14 protein-coding genes are annotated in these 13912 nt (G+C 62.4%); 4 read left to right on the top strand and 10 right to left on the bottom strand.

Features of this window, described 5'->3' with window-relative positions; translation table 11 throughout:
• Positions 1–31: 31 nt before the first annotated feature.
• The 10 genes from YH3_RS31190 to YH3_RS31235 form a co-directional block, all read right to left on the bottom strand.
• Complete coding sequence (locus tag YH3_RS31190; protein ID WP_007728658.1) at positions 32–1285, bottom strand: cytochrome P450; 1254 nt, start codon at positions 1283–1285, stop codon at positions 32–34.
• Between the two features lie 53 nt (positions 1286–1338).
• Positions 1339–2976, bottom strand: coding sequence for an acyl-CoA synthetase (locus YH3_RS31195; RefSeq protein ID WP_007728656.1), 1638 nt, complete (start codon positions 2974–2976; stop codon positions 1339–1341).
• Positions 2977–3002: 26 nt separating this feature from the next.
• On the bottom strand, positions 3003–4250 hold the full coding sequence (locus tag YH3_RS31200) for a hypothetical protein (RefSeq protein WP_007728650.1): 1248 nt from the start codon (positions 4248–4250) through the stop codon (positions 3003–3005).
• 5 nt (positions 4251–4255) lie between these two features.
• Positions 4256–4807: a hypothetical protein gene (locus tag YH3_RS31205; RefSeq protein ID WP_007728648.1), complete on the bottom strand. Its 552-nt coding sequence runs from the start codon at positions 4805–4807 to the stop codon at positions 4256–4258.
• 37 nt (positions 4808–4844) lie between these two features.
• Positions 4845–5036, bottom strand: coding sequence for a ferredoxin (locus YH3_RS31210; RefSeq protein ID WP_020907945.1), 192 nt, complete (start codon positions 5034–5036; stop codon positions 4845–4847).
• A gap of 2 nt (positions 5037–5038) precedes the next feature.
• Positions 5039–6433 carry a cytochrome P450 gene (locus tag YH3_RS31215; protein WP_064444640.1) on the bottom strand — a complete coding sequence of 465 codons (1395 nt, stop codon included), beginning with the start codon at positions 6431–6433 and terminating at the stop codon, positions 5039–5041.
• Positions 6430–7236, bottom strand: coding sequence for an SDR family oxidoreductase (locus YH3_RS31220; RefSeq protein ID WP_064444641.1), 807 nt, complete (start codon positions 7234–7236; stop codon positions 6430–6432). The genes YH3_RS31215 and YH3_RS31220 overlap by 4 nt, the downstream gene beginning before the upstream one ends.
• Positions 7236–8441 carry a cytochrome P450 gene (locus YH3_RS31225; RefSeq protein WP_003944019.1) on the bottom strand — a complete coding sequence of 402 codons (1206 nt, stop codon included), beginning with the start codon at positions 8439–8441 and terminating at the stop codon, positions 7236–7238. Before YH3_RS31225 ends, YH3_RS31220 begins: the two co-directional genes overlap by 1 nt.
• On the bottom strand, positions 8438–9004 hold the full coding sequence (locus tag YH3_RS31230; protein ID WP_024487471.1) for a TetR/AcrR family transcriptional regulator: 567 nt from the start codon (positions 9002–9004) through the stop codon (positions 8438–8440). Before YH3_RS31230 ends, YH3_RS31225 begins: the two co-directional genes overlap by 4 nt.
• Positions 9005–9140: 136 nt before the next feature.
• Entirely contained in the window at positions 9141–9998 is an 858-nt protein-coding gene (locus tag YH3_RS31235; RefSeq protein WP_007728643.1) for a mycofactocin-coupled SDR family oxidoreductase, read from the bottom strand.
• 217 nt (positions 9999–10215) lie between these two features.
• Between YH3_RS31235 and YH3_RS31240 the strand changes: the two genes are divergently transcribed.
• Genes YH3_RS31240 through YH3_RS31255 form a run of 4 tightly spaced genes read left to right on the top strand, consistent with a single transcriptional unit; the run spans position 10216 to position 13869 of the window.
• Complete coding sequence (locus tag YH3_RS31240) at positions 10216–11682, top strand: aldehyde dehydrogenase (protein WP_007728641.1); 1467 nt, start codon at positions 10216–10218, stop codon at positions 11680–11682.
• A gap of 47 nt (positions 11683–11729) precedes the next feature.
• Positions 11730–12479, top strand: a complete 750-nt coding sequence (locus tag YH3_RS31245) for an SDR family oxidoreductase (RefSeq protein ID WP_007728639.1) — start codon at positions 11730–11732, stop codon at positions 12477–12479.
• Positions 12476–13411 (top strand): NAD(P)-dependent oxidoreductase, encoded by a 936-nt coding sequence (locus YH3_RS31250; RefSeq protein ID WP_007728637.1) that lies wholly within the window; start codon positions 12476–12478, stop codon positions 13409–13411. Before YH3_RS31245 ends, YH3_RS31250 begins: the two co-directional genes overlap by 4 nt.
• On the top strand, positions 13408–13869 hold the full coding sequence (locus tag YH3_RS31255) for a carboxymuconolactone decarboxylase family protein (protein WP_003944075.1): 462 nt from the start codon (positions 13408–13410) through the stop codon (positions 13867–13869). Before YH3_RS31250 ends, YH3_RS31255 begins: the two co-directional genes overlap by 4 nt.
• The last annotated feature ends 43 nt before the right edge of the window (positions 13870–13912 follow it).

Below are 13912 nucleotides of genomic sequence, written 5' to 3' on the forward strand. Positions count from 1 at the left end.
GCCCGCAAGTGCAACTCTTCCGCTGTACACGTCAATGCCCCGAAGGACATGACGTGGAGTTGCCGTAGTCGACCTTGAATTGCTTGATCCCGTTGAGCCAACCGGACGAGAGCCTGCTCGGATCGCCGAGCTTGCTGATGTCGGGCATGTGATCGGCGATCTTGCCGAAGATCAGATCGACCTCCATTCTGGCCAGGTTGGCGCCGACGCAGTAGTGCGGCCCGGTTCCTCCGAACGCGAGGTGCGGGTTCGGGTCTCGGGTGATGTCGAAGACGTCGGGGTTCCCGAAGACGGTTTCGTCGAAGTTCGCCGAGCCGTAGAGCAGTACGACGCGCTGCCCCTTCGCAATCGCAGTGCCGGCAATCTGTGTGTCCACCACTGCTGTTCGTTGCATCGACGTCAGTGGCGAAGCCCAGCGGATGATCTCGTCCGCGGCGGTGCGCGGACGCTCGCGCTTGTACAATTCCCACTGATCCGGATGCTCGAGAAATGCCATCATGCCGAGTGTCGTTGCGTTTCGCGTCGTTTCGTTGCCCGCGACAGCCAACATGATGACGAAGAAACCGAACTGTTCCGGGGTGAGTTTCTGCCCGTCGATGTCGGCATGCACCAAGCGTGAGATGATGTCGTCGAGCGGTTCCTCCCGTCTCGCCTCAGCCAGTTGATAGGCGTAGCCCAGGATCTGCGCCGACGCCATCCGAGACTCGCCGGCGAGCGACTCGTCGTCGTATCCCGTCATCTGATTCGACCATTCGTACAGCTGACGGCGCCCGTCCTGCGGTACACCGATCAGCTCCGAGATCGCCTGCATGGGTAACTCGCTGGCGACCTGGCTGACAAAATCACCGCTACCTTCCGCCACGGCAGCCGACGCTATGTCTTCTGCCCGCGCTTCCAACCCGGCCCGCATCGCTTCCACCGACCGCGGAGTGAACAAGCGCGCCACCAACTTGCGCAGCTGTGTGTGCTCAGGGGCGTCCTTGTTGATGAGGACGTGTTTTGTCGCCTCCAACTCCTCCGCCGAGATGTTGTCTTCATGCCGCGGAATGCAGCCGTTGACGTTGCTCGAGAACTCCTCGCTGCGCAACGAGACGTCGCGGACGTCTGCGTGGCGGGAGACAACCCAACAACCACCGTCGTGAAATCCGCCGGTACCCGGTTCCTGGGCGTTCCACCAGACCGGAGCGCATCGTCGTAGTTCGGCGAACTCGGCAAGCGGGACGCGCTCGCCGTACAGATGCGGGTCGGTCACGTCGAACCCGTCGGGAAGGTCGATCTCAGGCATTGCAGATGCTCCTTTACGGATGGGTGCCGGGTGCCGGGTGTTGCGTGTGAGCGCTAGTCGATCCGGTGGACCGGGTCGCTGTTCTGTGAGAACTCCTTGGCCCAGCGGTAGTCCGGCTTGCCGCTCGGCGCTCGAACGACCTCGTCGGCGATCCAGAAGGAACGCGGAATCTTGTAGCCGGCGAGGTGACTGCGGGCGTGCTTCTCGATGGATTCGAAATCCGGTTCCACACCGTCGCGGATGCGAAGCACCGCGGCCACCCGATTGCCCCACCGCTCGTCCGGAACACCGATCACTGTCGCGTCGTAGATGTCGGGATGGGCCTTCACCACGGCTTCGACTTCTTCCACGAAGACCTTCTCGCCGCCGGTGTTGACCACCATGTTTCCCCGTCCGAGGAGGGTGACCGAGCCGTCGTCCTCGATCCGCGCCCGGTCTCCGGTCACCACTGCCCGCGCGCCGTTCACCTCGCGGAATATCTCGGCCGACTTCACCGGATCGTTGTAGTAGCCGAGTGGAACGTTTCCGAGTTTCGCCAGCCATCCTTCGGCGCCCGAGCCCGGCTCCAACACTCGGTTGTCGTCGTCGACGACGACCGTGAATCTGTTGGCGCCCACTTTGGGTCCGCCACGCTGCTCGAGCCCTTTGGTTGCGAATCCGATTCCGCCGAAGCCTGTTTCGGACGATCCAACCGAATCGGAGATCATCAGATTCGGAAAGACGTCGAAGAACGCATCTTTGACCGATCCGGAGAAGAGCGCAGCGCCGGAGGCGAGCACGGCCAGGCTCGACGCATCCGGTTGCAATTCGTGATGGGCTTCGACCAGTGGACGGCCCATGGCGTCGCCGGTGATGACCATGACCTGCGGGCGATATTCGGCGACGACTTTCCAGACCTGCGCCGCATCGAACTTCGGTTCGAAGATGACGGTGTTTCCGGAGAACAGAGCGTTGAACGTCGGCATCAGTGCCGAGGTGTGGATCAGCGGTGGAAGCATGCACCACCGCATCGGTTCGGCTGCCGCGGCGCCACCGCGCGACTGCTGGTACTCGTCGGCGATCGGCTCACCCGAATAGAAGTCGTAACCGCCGGCCAACACGCGCCAGATGTCTTCCTGCCGCCAGACGACGCCTTTCGGTCGTCCGGTTGTTCCGCCGGTGTAGAGAACGTAGACGTCGTCGCCGGAACGCTCGGGAAAAGCATGTTCACCTACGCGCAGCGGGGATTGGTTGCCGAGCGCATCCTCGTACGCCACTGCCCCCGGAATCGACGGTTCGTTCCCGAGAGCGAGTTCGTCCGCCACCTCGATCACGTACTTGACCCGCGGCGCGGACACCAACGCCTCGGCAACCCGCTCAGCGAAACCACGATGGAAAACCAACGCCGTGAGATCCGCGTTCTCGTACAGGTAAACCAATTCGTCGCTCGTGTAGCGGTAGTTCACCGTGATGGGAACGCCGCGGATCTTGAAGGCCGCGAGGACAGCAACCATCGCCTCGATCGAGTTGTGCAGTTGAATACCGATGTGCGAACCGACACCCAACCCGACGGACTGGAAGTAATGCGCCAATCGGTTGGCCCGCTCGTCGAGCTCACGGTATGTCACCTCGTCGCCGGAAACGATCAGCGCGAGGCGATCGGGCATCGCATCGACGGAATGCTCGAACAGGTCTGCAAACGTGTACGCCATAGGTTGAGTCCTTCGGGTTCGGCCGGTCAGACGACGAAGAGAGGCAAGGGGATTCCGCGATCTTCGAATACGAATGCCGCGCCGGTACTGACCTTCGTGATGGCGACTTCGACGCATTCCGGAGCGGGAGCTTCGGTGATGTCGACGGCCAGAAGAAGCCCCGCGGCATCTTCGGCCACCACTCTCACGGTGAAGTGCGGATTCACGCCGCGGACCAAAGCTTGGAGAGGATCGAGGTGCTCGCTGCCGAGCAAGGTCGGCCAACCGCCGTCTCGGTCGACAAGAGCTTCTCGCGAGATCCGCAGCTCCAGAGCACCGCCGTCCTGTCGAATCTCGCTCTCCACATACTGCTTCGGATTCAGCAAGGGATGCACGGACAGGACCAATGCCAACGATTCCAGCGTCGAAGGAAGCCCGAGCGCATCTCGAATACGCTGTGCCGCAACTCCCGCGATTCCGGTCAATTGCTTTCGCGTGATCTCGCGAGCCTTGTCTTCGTCGGCACGGCGGCGAACCGCTGCCAGAAAGCCCAACGCCAACAGATGATGCTGCACGCAGATCTCCTCTGCGATACGAACCAAGGCTGATCGCGAGAAGTCGGAAAACCTCAGGTCGGACAACAACGGACCCGAGTAGTCCGCCCTACCGTCCCCACCGTGATCGATCGGGCTCAGCTCGACCGTCACCGCGGCGGTGCTTCCGATCTGCTCGGTGTGCGCGGTCATCACGGGAGGCGTGTGCGACGGGTCGATGGACACGGTCCAGGCGCAGTGCGGATGTCGGTCGGCGGGCCTGCGCGGTGGTCGGTGAATCGGCCGGATCTGGGCGCGCGGGTTGGTCGCGATGGCCGTTGCATCGAAAGTCGGATCCTCGATGTCGTGACACATCGAGGTCACGAACTCATCGCCCAACGGCTCGACGTCCATGAGTGCTCCGCAATGGTCGAGCCAGAATTCACCGTGCAGCGGATCGTCGACCCGGTATCGAAAGTCCATGAACTGTGGAGGAGCGCCGATGTCGAGTTGTAATCCTTTGAAGATCGTCACGACGTCGTCGCCCTCGTATCCGAGAGCCTTCTGCATGCGGCGGGTGTACCAGGGGCTGGCCGACTCCCACTCCTCGACGGCCACCTGTGCCATACCCTCGCGTCCGAATTCGACGATCAGATGCGCCATGCCCGAGCGATCGATCAGCTGCCCGCACAGGAGCAACTCGGGCACCAGCACGGCAAGGTCGCGCTGCGAGAGTGCCTCGAAGGAATCGCGCACCGGCATCGGACTCACCACAGCGAAACCGGCGCGGTGCCCACCGGATACCAGCCCGGTAGCGGGTCGCCCGAGATCGATCGCTGGATCCGGCCCTGCATCCCCTTCGAGAGAGCGTTGTTGCCGATCATCTCCATGAACAGTGCCGACACGTTCCCGAAGTCGAAGAAGTCACGCTGCCACGACCATTGGAAATCCCCGCCGTAGCGGAACCAACTACCACCGATACCGTAGACGGAGTAGTTGCTACCGTCCTCACGCTTGGCATCGGAAATCTGCTTCCACAAGCCGATCACGTTTCCGCTACGGTCGTCGATCACAAAGTCTTGATACGGATACTCCCAGCCTTCGAGGCCCTTCATCTCGAGACCGAGCGCGACTTCGCGAATCTCCTCGCGCCCCACCGCCATGAAATCCTGCTTGGGGCCGTAGTTCCACCCGTACGTGGCGTCCTCGGTATACATGTCCGCCAACGGTTTCCAATCGCCGGCGGCTTCGGCCTTTTTGTTCGCCTCGATCCAGCGTTGGACCATCTCGTCGAGCTCTGCGCGGTCGAAACCCGTCATCTGAACTTCCTCCCTCGAGCACATGAATTCGCTGCAATCAATCGACAATTCTCAGGGCGCCGGTCGGGCAGTACCTGACCGCCATCTCGGCTTCACCGCGGAGCGACTCGGGTGGGTCCGAGTCCAGAAGACTGACCTTCCCCCGCTTCGGGACGACAAAGATCTCCGGTGCCTCCAGCTCACACGCCGCATGGCCTTGGCACAGGTCGAGGTCGACTTCGACGTGCATGATCACCCCTCACGCCCGGGACGTGTTCGGCGCCGGTACCTCACCGCGCACGGCTGCTGCAACTGGACGACCATCTTGCTGTGGTCGTTTCGGTAGGATTCCGACGGCTGCGCCATCTCGAACTCGAAGTCCCGCAGCAGGATCGAGAAGATCGCTTTGAGCTGCATCTGGGCGAACGCAGCGCCGACGCAGCGATGCCGGCCGGCTCCGAACGGAATCCACGTCCAGCGGTTGACGATGTCCTCTTGATTCGGGTCGATGTACCTCCCGGGATCGAAGGTGTCCGGCCGGGGAAAGTCCTCGGCGATTCGATTGGAGATCGCGGGTGTCGCGGCGACAAGATGGCCCTCTCGGATCTCGAAGCCGCCCACTTCGAAATCTCCACGTGCCACCCGCAACAGGATGATCAACGGCGGATGCAGTCGAAGGGTTTCCTTGACCACAGCCTCGAGAACCGGAATCTGGCGCAGGGCATGAAAACTGATGTCGGCGCCGTCGGAGTACAGATTGTCGAGTTCGTCGACGACGTCCGTCATGGTGTCGGGATGCCGCAACATCTCGATCAGCGACCACGCTGCCGTGCCGGAAGTCGTATGGTGGCCGGCGAACATCATCGAGATGAAGATTCCGGTGATCTCGTCGGCACTGAACCGGAGGTCGCCGTTCTCGTCCTTGACCGAGACCAACACGTCCAACATGTCGCGGTCATCCTTGCCCTGCGGAGGATTCGCGATGCGCCCGTTCATGATGTCCTGTACCAGAGCGACCAACGCCAACCGGGCCTCGTCGCGGCGGCGGAAACTCTCGATCGGCGCGTACGGATCCACGAAAGCCAATGCATCCGTTCCCTGTTCGAGCTCGTGATACAGCTTGGCGAAGCTATCATCCAGTTCGTCGCGGAACTTCTTGCCGATCAGGCACGCCGACGAGGTGTAGATGGTCAGCTCGGCGAAGAAGTCGAGCAGATCGATCTCGCCTTCGTCTCCCCACTGCGCGACCATCGCCTCGACTTCCCGGCCGATCGTGGCGGCGTGCCCGCGCATCTGTTCGCCGCGCAGAGCCGAGTTGTGCAGCATCTCTTTACGCCGCTCCGGGCTGGCGTCGAAGACGACGCCTTCACCGAATATCGGCTTCATGAAGGGGTAAGCCGCTTGTTGGTCGAGATCCTCGTCGGTGGAGCGGAAGAAGAACTCGTTTGCCTCGGCTCCGGACAGCAGGATCACTGTGCGGTCGGCAAGTTGAAAGGCGCCGACGTCACCACATTCCTCACGCACCCAGCGCATGAGCGCTATCGGGTCGGTTCGCAGTTCCTCGAGATGCCCGTGCGGGAGATCCCCGCCGGACACCCGCGGCGGCTCTGGCAGTGTTCGCGACGTCTCTTGCACTCCGTGCGTCATGTCGTCTCCTGTGAGTTCGCAGTGGGAAGTTTGTCCAGTGGCGCCTCGGGCTGAACTTCGACGAGCACGATGTGTGCTCCTCGCGGCGCCGACACAACGGCGACGATGGCATTGGCGATGTCCGAGGCGCGCAGAAAGTAACCATGGCGGGCGAACCCCCACTTGCTCCACGATTCCCCGACCGGTCCGATGATCTCCGGCGTCGTGTCCATCCCCATGCCGGTCAGTGTCGGCCCGGGTCGCACGATCGACGCGCGAATGCCTGTTCCCTCGAGCTCCATTCGCATCTGACGCCCCATTGCCTCGAGCCCGGCCTTCGCTGCGTCGTACGCACCCATGAGTGGACGCTGGCGCTCGGCACAATCCGAGCCGATCAGTACGAAGTCACCGCGCTGTCGTTGCCTCATACCGGGGAGTACGCGATGCGCCAATCGCTGCGCACCGACGAGGTGAACTTGGATCTGCCGTAGAAACGCCTCAGGATTCATCTCGTCCGCAGCCCCGAATTCGAGGTCTCCGGCACCGGAGACGACGATTTCCGCGGGGCCGTGGACTGCCTCTGCGGCCGAGACGAACCCGTCGACCGAATCACCGTCCGTGACGTCGAGGAAGTGGGCGAACGCTTCACCACCGCTGCTGCGGATCTTCTCGGCGATGGCTTCGCATTCGGCGACTCGACGCGCACCGAGTGCAACCGGATGCCCGAGTTCGGCCAGGGCATACGCGGTGGCTGTGCCGATTCCCGACGACGCACCACTGATCAGTGCCGGCCGGCGAACAGGATTGGGTTCGAAACGAGGCATCAGCGCACCTGCACTTTCACCGGCAGGGCCGCAAAGCCCCGGACATTTGTCGAATGAACACGCTCGATTCCAGACTCGACGACTTCGTAGTCGCTGACCCGACGCCCGAACTCCGCCAGGGCGATCTTGGCTTCGAGCTTGGCAAGGTGGGCACCGAGGCAGAAGTGCACGCCACCACCGAAACTCGCGAGTTTGCCCGACGAACTCCGGCCGATCTGGAAGCTGTCGGCATCGTCGAAGACGTCGGCGTCTCGGTTGGCCGATCCGATCAGGAGCAGGACCTTCTCCCCCGCCGGAATGGTGCGTCCGTGGTATTCGAGGTCGACAACCGAAGTCCGAGCCACGATCTGACTCGACGTGTCGTAGCGAAGAGTCTCTTCCACCCATTCCGAGGCTCGTTCGGGATCGTCGAGGACCGGTGCGATCTGCTCCCGGTGGTGCGAACCCCAGTACAGAGCGTTTCCGAGAAGCTTGGTCGTGGTCTCGTTTCCGGCCACGACCATCAGAAACATGAATCCGAGGATCTCCTGGTCCGAAAGCTTGTCTCCGTCGATCTCGGCGTCGAGCAAGGCCGAGGTCAGATCGTCCGTCCGCGATCGGCGACGCTGCGCGATCATCTCCTTGTAGTAGCCCATCAAACTGATCGAAGCCTCCACCGCAGGTTGCGGCACGTCGAGAACACCCGCCTCTCGATGCACCACCAGATCCGCCTTGCGCCGCAGTTCGGCTCGGTCGGGTTCGGGGACACCCATGAGTTCGGAGATGACGTCCATCGGCAGCTTTCCCGCCACCTCCGTAATCCAGTCGAACTCCCCCGCGCCCAGCGCGGGTATCAGATGTTGCTTCGTCAGTTCGAGTATCCGGCCGTCGAGCTCCGCAACACGCCGCGGTGTGAATCCGCGAGAAACCAACTGGCGCAACCGCATATGGCGGGGATCATCCATAGCGAGAAACGACATCACATAATGCGCGTGTGGACCGTATGCAGCGGGGTCGAGTGATACTCCGTTTGCGCTCGACAGACGCTTGTTGTCCTTGAATCCGTCGACCACGTCCGCATATCGCGACAATGCCCAAAAGCCCACGTCCGGATTGTGATACAGGGGTGATTCTTCGCGCAGACGCTTGTACGTCGGATACGGATCGTCGTGAAAGTGGTAGTCGTACGGATTGAAGACCACCGGATCGATCAAAGCTTCTGTCATGATTTCTCCAGGATCAGTAGAGCTGAGGCCTCGAGGCGTCCAGCGATTTGCGCGTAGGTTCCGTAGCCGATCCCTGCCCGCAGAAGCGCCCCGGCATAAAGCATTTCGAGCGCTTCCAACACTTCGGGTTCGCCATTCGGATCCAACGCCGAGGCGAGTCGTTGATGGATCTCGAGCCCGATCCGGCCGCGAAGATGTTCCACTTCAGGGTCGGATCCGAGCAGTGCATTGGTCACGGCGGCCGATACCTCCGGTTCGTCCGCGAGAAGCAGCGCGATATTTCGAAGTACAGACAGCACGTGCGCGGTACGATCCAACCCTGAGCCATCAGGCGCCGACGAGTTCTGAAGTCTTCGCCAGAAAACCTCTGCGACGAGATGCTCCTTGGACGCGAAATACGTGTAGGCGGTCGCAGTTCCTACGCCCGCTTCGGCCGCAACCGAACGGACAGTCAGTCCGGAAAACTCTTGTTTGCGTAGAACTTTCACTGTTGCTTCGGCAAGCCTGGCCACAGTTTCCGCCTGTTTGCCCGTGAGGCGCCTGCGAGTGGATTCGTAGACAATCGATCCCCCGCCACTTGAATCGCCCCGTTTGCTGGACACGTGTCTGGACGTTACTACAGCGTCCTGTCCAGGGCAACGAAATGGGGAAACTTGGAAAATTCACCACGAACAGGCAGCAGCAACGCGAAAAGTTCTACTACAGACCGATCTTCATCCCGGCACCAGCGTCCACGCGCAGTTGCTGGCCGGTGACGAATCGCGACTCGTCCGAGGACAGGTACACGACTGCATGCGAGATGTCCGCGGGTTCGACCCACGGGGTCGGCATCGCCTGCATGAACGGGAACGTCACAGCCGCATCCTCGGCGGTCGGATTCTCGAGGTCGGGACGGAACGTCCGGTACATCGGCATGCTCTGCAACATGTCGGTGTTCACATTGGTCGGATGAATCGCGTTGACGCGAATGGAACTCGGCCCGAGGGTCAGCGCCAACGAACTGGTGTAGGCCTGAATCAGCTTCTTGGCCAGGCCGTATCCGTCGCCACCCGGACCCTGGAGCGCCTGTTGCCCGTTGAATCCGGTCTGCGGCACCAGACCGGCAACAGAGCCGATCGCGATGATCGAACCCCCTTCGCCGAGGTATTCCATCGACGCGTGCACTGTATTGACGACACCGAGAAAGTTCACATCGAAGGCGTCGACGAAACCGGCGGTCGACACGTGTTTGCCCAGCGGACAGATACCGGCGTTCGCCACGACGACATGCAATCCGCCCAACTGCCCTACCGCCTCGGCAAGTGCTGTTTCGAGTCCGGCGCGATCACGGACGTCGACACGCGCCGTCACCACCTGCTGCCCGGCCTCTTTCACCAGGCGAGCGGTTTCCTCCAGATCGGCTGGACTGGCGAGCGGGTATTCGTTGCTGGCGATGTCTGCGCACAGATCGAAGGCGATGATGTGCGCGCCCTCCTGCGCGAGACGGACGGCGTGACTGCGCCCCTGACCTCGAGCAGCGCCGGTCACCAACACCACTTTTCCGTCAACTCTGTTCATTTCGACCTCTCTCCTGTGGATGTGAAGACGTGGTTGTGAATGTGCGGTGAACCGTAGCGGCGCCGCACCGGACACGAGGCGCTTTTCGTCGAAGCAGATCCGAGACCCTCTCGAGACCGCTGGGCTCTCGAAATCTCTTATGCCCCAAAAACCATTGCCTCAACCACAAGTGTGAACTAGAGTCCAGACACATGTCCAGAAAGAGAGGGTTTGCGCTATGACGCTTCGACCCGCAGACAGTTCTGCACTTCTCGTCGACGGAAAACTGGTTCCCGGATCCGGCGGGACCTTCGAAGTTTTCAACCCGGCGACCGAGGAACTGATCGGCCGTGCGGCCGAAGGCACCGCCGCGGACATGGACGCGGCCATCGCCGCTGCGCGCCGTGCGTTCGACGACACCGAATGGGCACGCGATCACGGGTTTCGCGCTCGCTGCCTGCGCCAACTGTGCGATGCACTCCAGTCCCACATCGAGGAGTTGCGTGAGATCACCGTCGCCGAGGTCGGCGCACCGGTCATGCTGACGAGCGGTCCGCAACTCGAAGGCCCGATCGAAGATCTTCGCTACTGGGCCGATCTGATCGAAACCTATTCGTGGGAACAAGATCTCGGGCACGCGTCACCCATGGGGATTCCGACCCATCGCCGACTGCTCAAGGAAGCCGTCGGCGTCGTCGGCGCAATCACACCGTGGAACTTTCCGCACCAGATCAATTTCGCCAAGCTCGGTCCCGCCCTCGCAGCCGGCAACACCATCGTTCTCAAACCCGCGCCGGACACGCCCTGGTGCGCCGCGCTGGTCGCCAAGGTGATTGCAGAAGAAACCGAGATCCCGGCCGGCGTAGTCAACGTCGTGACGTCGACGGATCACTCCCTAGGCGCGCAGCTGTGCAGCGATCCGCGCGTCGATCTCGTGTCCTTCACCGGTTCCACCGCCACCGGACGCACAGTGATGGCCACGGCCGCGCAAACTCTCAAGAAGGTCTTCCTCGAACTCGGGGGTAAGTCCGCATTCATCGTCCTCGACGATGCGGACATCAAAGGTGCATGCTCGGTTGCCGCGTTCTCCGTCTGCGTTCATGCCGGTCAGGGATGCGCGCTCAGTACCAGACTTCTGGTGCCGCGCGCTCGGTACGACGATGCTCTGGCCGCGGCATCTGCCGCGATGGCGGGTATCCGAGCCGGCGACCCCAGCGCGCGCGGAACGGTGTGTGGCCCGGTCATCTCGGCGCGCCAGCGCGCCAGGGTGGAGAGCTACCTCACCCTCGCGGTCGAAGAGGGCGGCACGATCGTGACGGGTGGGGGCCGTCCCGACGATCGCGAGAGGGGTTTCTTCGTCGAACCCACTCTCATTGCCGGGCTGGACAACTCGTCTCGCGTAGCGCAGGAGGAGATTTTCGGGCCCGTCCTCGTGATCCTTCCGTACGACAACGACGACGACGCTATCCGGATTGCCAACGATTCCCCCTACGGCCTGTCCGGGTCGGTGTGGGGCACCGATCCCGATCGCGTCGCGCACGTCGTTGCCGGTGTCAGAACCGGAACGCTGAGCGTCAACGGCGGCGTCTGGTATTCGGCCGACGCACCGTTCGGCGGCTACAAACAATCCGGGATCGGCCGCGAAATGGGCCTCGCGGGTTTCGAGGAATACCTCGAAACCAAGCTCGTCGCTTCACCTTCCTGACATTCCACACCCTCACCACAGGATCATCACCACGAAAGTAGGTCGACATGGGACGTTTCGACGGTCGCACCGCGATAGTCACCGGAGCAGCGCAGGGTATCGGAGAGGCGTATGCCCGCGCTCTGGCCGCGGAGGGGGCCAACGTGGTCGTGGCGGACCTCAATCGCGAACTCGGTGAAGCTGTCGCCAAGCAGATCACGGCAGACGGTGGAAGTGCCGTGTTCAAGGACGTCGACGTCGCCGACGGGGAGTCGACTGCGGCACTTGCCGACTTCACGATCGAGCAGTTCGGCAGCATCGAGCATCTGGTGAACAACGCTGCCATCTACGGCGGAATGAAGATCGATTCCCTGTTGACGGTGGACTGGGACTACTACCGAAAGTTCATGAGCGTCAACATGGACGGCGCACTGCACGTGTGCCGGGCGGTCGTACCTCATATGCGAGCGAAGGGCGGTTCGATCGTCAACCAGTCCTCCACAGCAGCCTGGCTGTACTCGAACTACTACGGACTCGCGAAAGCCGGTGTCAACAGCCTGACACAACAACTCGCGACCGAACTCGGCTGGTCGAACATCCGGATCAACGCCATCGCTCCCGGTCCCATCGACACGGAGGCGACTCGAACCGTCACCCCCGGCAACATCGTCAAGGACATGGTGAAGCGAATCCCGTTGCAGCGCATGGGAACGCCGGAGGATCTCGTCGGCATGTGCCTGTTCCTTCTCTCCGACGACGCAGGCTGGGTGACCGGGCAGATCTTCAACGTCGACGGAGGCCAGGTGTACCGGTCATGACGCAATCGGCGCCGAAAGCCAGCGCTTCGAAAACCAGACTGGGATACATCGGCCTAGGCAACATGGGCGCGCCGATGGCGCAGCGCCTCCTGGACTGGCCGGGCGGACTGGTGGTGTGTGATGCCCGCGCAGAAGCGCTCGAACCGTTCACCGCTGCGGGCGCGAGCGCAGCATCGACGCCCGCCGACGTTGCAGCGCAGGCGAGCATCATCTCCGTCACGGTGCTCGACGACGCGCAGGTTCGCGAGGTTGTGTGCGGGCCGCACGGGATTCTGTCGACCGCACAGCCAGGCACTGTCGTCGCGATTCACTCCACTATCTCGGACACCACGGCGGTGGAACTCGCTGACATCTGTCAACAGCGTGGTGTTCTGCTGGTCGACGCGCCGATCAGTGGCGGTGCCGGCGGCGCAGCGCAGGGCAGGCTGGCAGTGATGATCGGCGGCTCCGACGAGGCGTTCGAAGCCGTCCGCGAGCCCTTCGGATCCTGGGCCGAGCTGGTGGTTCACGCCGGTGACGTCGGCGCTGGAACGCGAATGAAGCTCGCACGCAACCTTCTTCACTTCGTCTCGTTCACCGCCACGACCGAGGCCGCGCGACTCGCCGAAGCAGCAGGACTCGATCTCCGCACGCTCGGAAAGGTCGTCAGGCACACCGATGCGATCACTGGTGGCGCGGGCGCGATCATGCTCCGCGACACCACCGCACCGGTCTCGGAGGACGACCCGTGGTTCTCGATACTGCGGCATGTTCGCAATCTCGGGGAGAAGGACTTGGCCTTGGCCATCGACCTCGGTGATCGGCTGAATCTCGACCTGCCGCTCGCGCACCTTGCGCTCGCCGGACTCGGTGCCGGTCTGGGCGTCGGGAATGACAGCGAAGACAGGCCGGCCGAACCTTCGACGGCATCTACTACTCGGGAGCACGCATGACCGACACCACTCACATGACCGATGCCGGTGGAACCGACGAAAGCCGCATCTCCGAGGCCCGTGCTCGTGGCGTCGCGAAGATGAACGAGGTGTACGGCTGGGAGCTTCCCGCCGACGTTCCCGGCGACTTCTTCGCGGTCACCGCCGACCACCTCTTTGCCGACATCTGGACGCGACCGGGACTGTCGGTACGTGATCGACGACTACTCCTGATCGGTGCCATCACCGCCCAGGGGCAGAACGATGTGGCGAAGATCCAGATCAACGCTGCTCTCCACAACGAGGAGTTGACCGAGCAGCAGTTCGAAGAGGCCGCAATCTTCCTGTGCCACTACGTCGGCTGGCCGCTGGCCACCGGGCTCAACAATGCGCTGATCGCCGTGAAGGCCGACAGACGTAAGGCCGCGCGCGCCAAGGAGAAGGCCGCGGCCGATTCCGCGAAAACGGACACCGACTGACTTTCGGTCGAGATACTGCCATCAGGGCATCGATCACACCCAC

This window comes from Rhodococcus sp. YH3-3, assembly GCF_001653035.1.
Lineage (GTDB): Bacteria > Actinomycetota > Actinomycetes > Mycobacteriales > Mycobacteriaceae > Rhodococcus_F > Rhodococcus_F qingshengii.

What these genes read in the sequence shown, in the direction of transcription:
- YH3_RS31225 (WP_003944019.1), bottom strand. Translation starts at nt 8,441, where the DNA reads ATGACAGAAGCTTTGATCGATCCGGTGGTCTTCAATCCGTACGACTAC.
- YH3_RS31200 (WP_007728650.1), bottom strand. Translation starts at nt 4,250, where the DNA reads ATGCCGGTGCGCGATTCCTTCGAGGCACTCTCGCAGCGCGACCTTGCC.
- YH3_RS31245 (WP_007728639.1), top strand. Translation starts at nt 11,730, where the DNA reads ATGGGACGTTTCGACGGTCGCACCGCGATAGTCACCGGAGCAGCGCAG.
- YH3_RS31240 (WP_007728641.1), top strand. Translation starts at nt 10,216, where the DNA reads ATGACGCTTCGACCCGCAGACAGTTCTGCACTTCTCGTCGACGGAAAA.
- YH3_RS31250 (WP_007728637.1), top strand. Translation starts at nt 12,476, where the DNA reads ATGACGCAATCGGCGCCGAAAGCCAGCGCTTCGAAAACCAGACTGGGA.
- YH3_RS31210 (WP_020907945.1), bottom strand. Translation starts at nt 5,036, where the DNA reads ATGCACGTCGAAGTCGACCTCGACCTGTGCCAAGGCCATGCGGCGTGT.
- YH3_RS31220 (WP_064444641.1), bottom strand. Translation starts at nt 7,236, where the DNA reads ATGCCTCGTTTCGAACCCAATCCTGTTCGCCGGCCGGCACTGATCAGT.
- YH3_RS31190 (WP_007728658.1), bottom strand. Translation starts at nt 1,285, where the DNA reads ATGCCTGAGATCGACCTTCCCGACGGGTTCGACGTGACCGACCCGCAT.
- YH3_RS31195 (WP_007728656.1), bottom strand. Translation starts at nt 2,976, where the DNA reads ATGGCGTACACGTTTGCAGACCTGTTCGAGCATTCCGTCGATGCGATG.
- YH3_RS31215 (WP_064444640.1), bottom strand. Translation starts at nt 6,433, where the DNA reads ATGACGCACGGAGTGCAAGAGACGTCGCGAACACTGCCAGAGCCGCCG.
- YH3_RS31205 (WP_007728648.1), bottom strand. Translation starts at nt 4,807, where the DNA reads ATGACGGGTTTCGACCGCGCAGAGCTCGACGAGATGGTCCAACGCTGG.
- YH3_RS31235 (WP_007728643.1), bottom strand. Translation starts at nt 9,998, where the DNA reads ATGAACAGAGTTGACGGAAAAGTGGTGTTGGTGACCGGCGCTGCTCGA.
- YH3_RS31255 (WP_003944075.1), top strand. Translation starts at nt 13,408, where the DNA reads ATGACCGACACCACTCACATGACCGATGCCGGTGGAACCGACGAAAGC.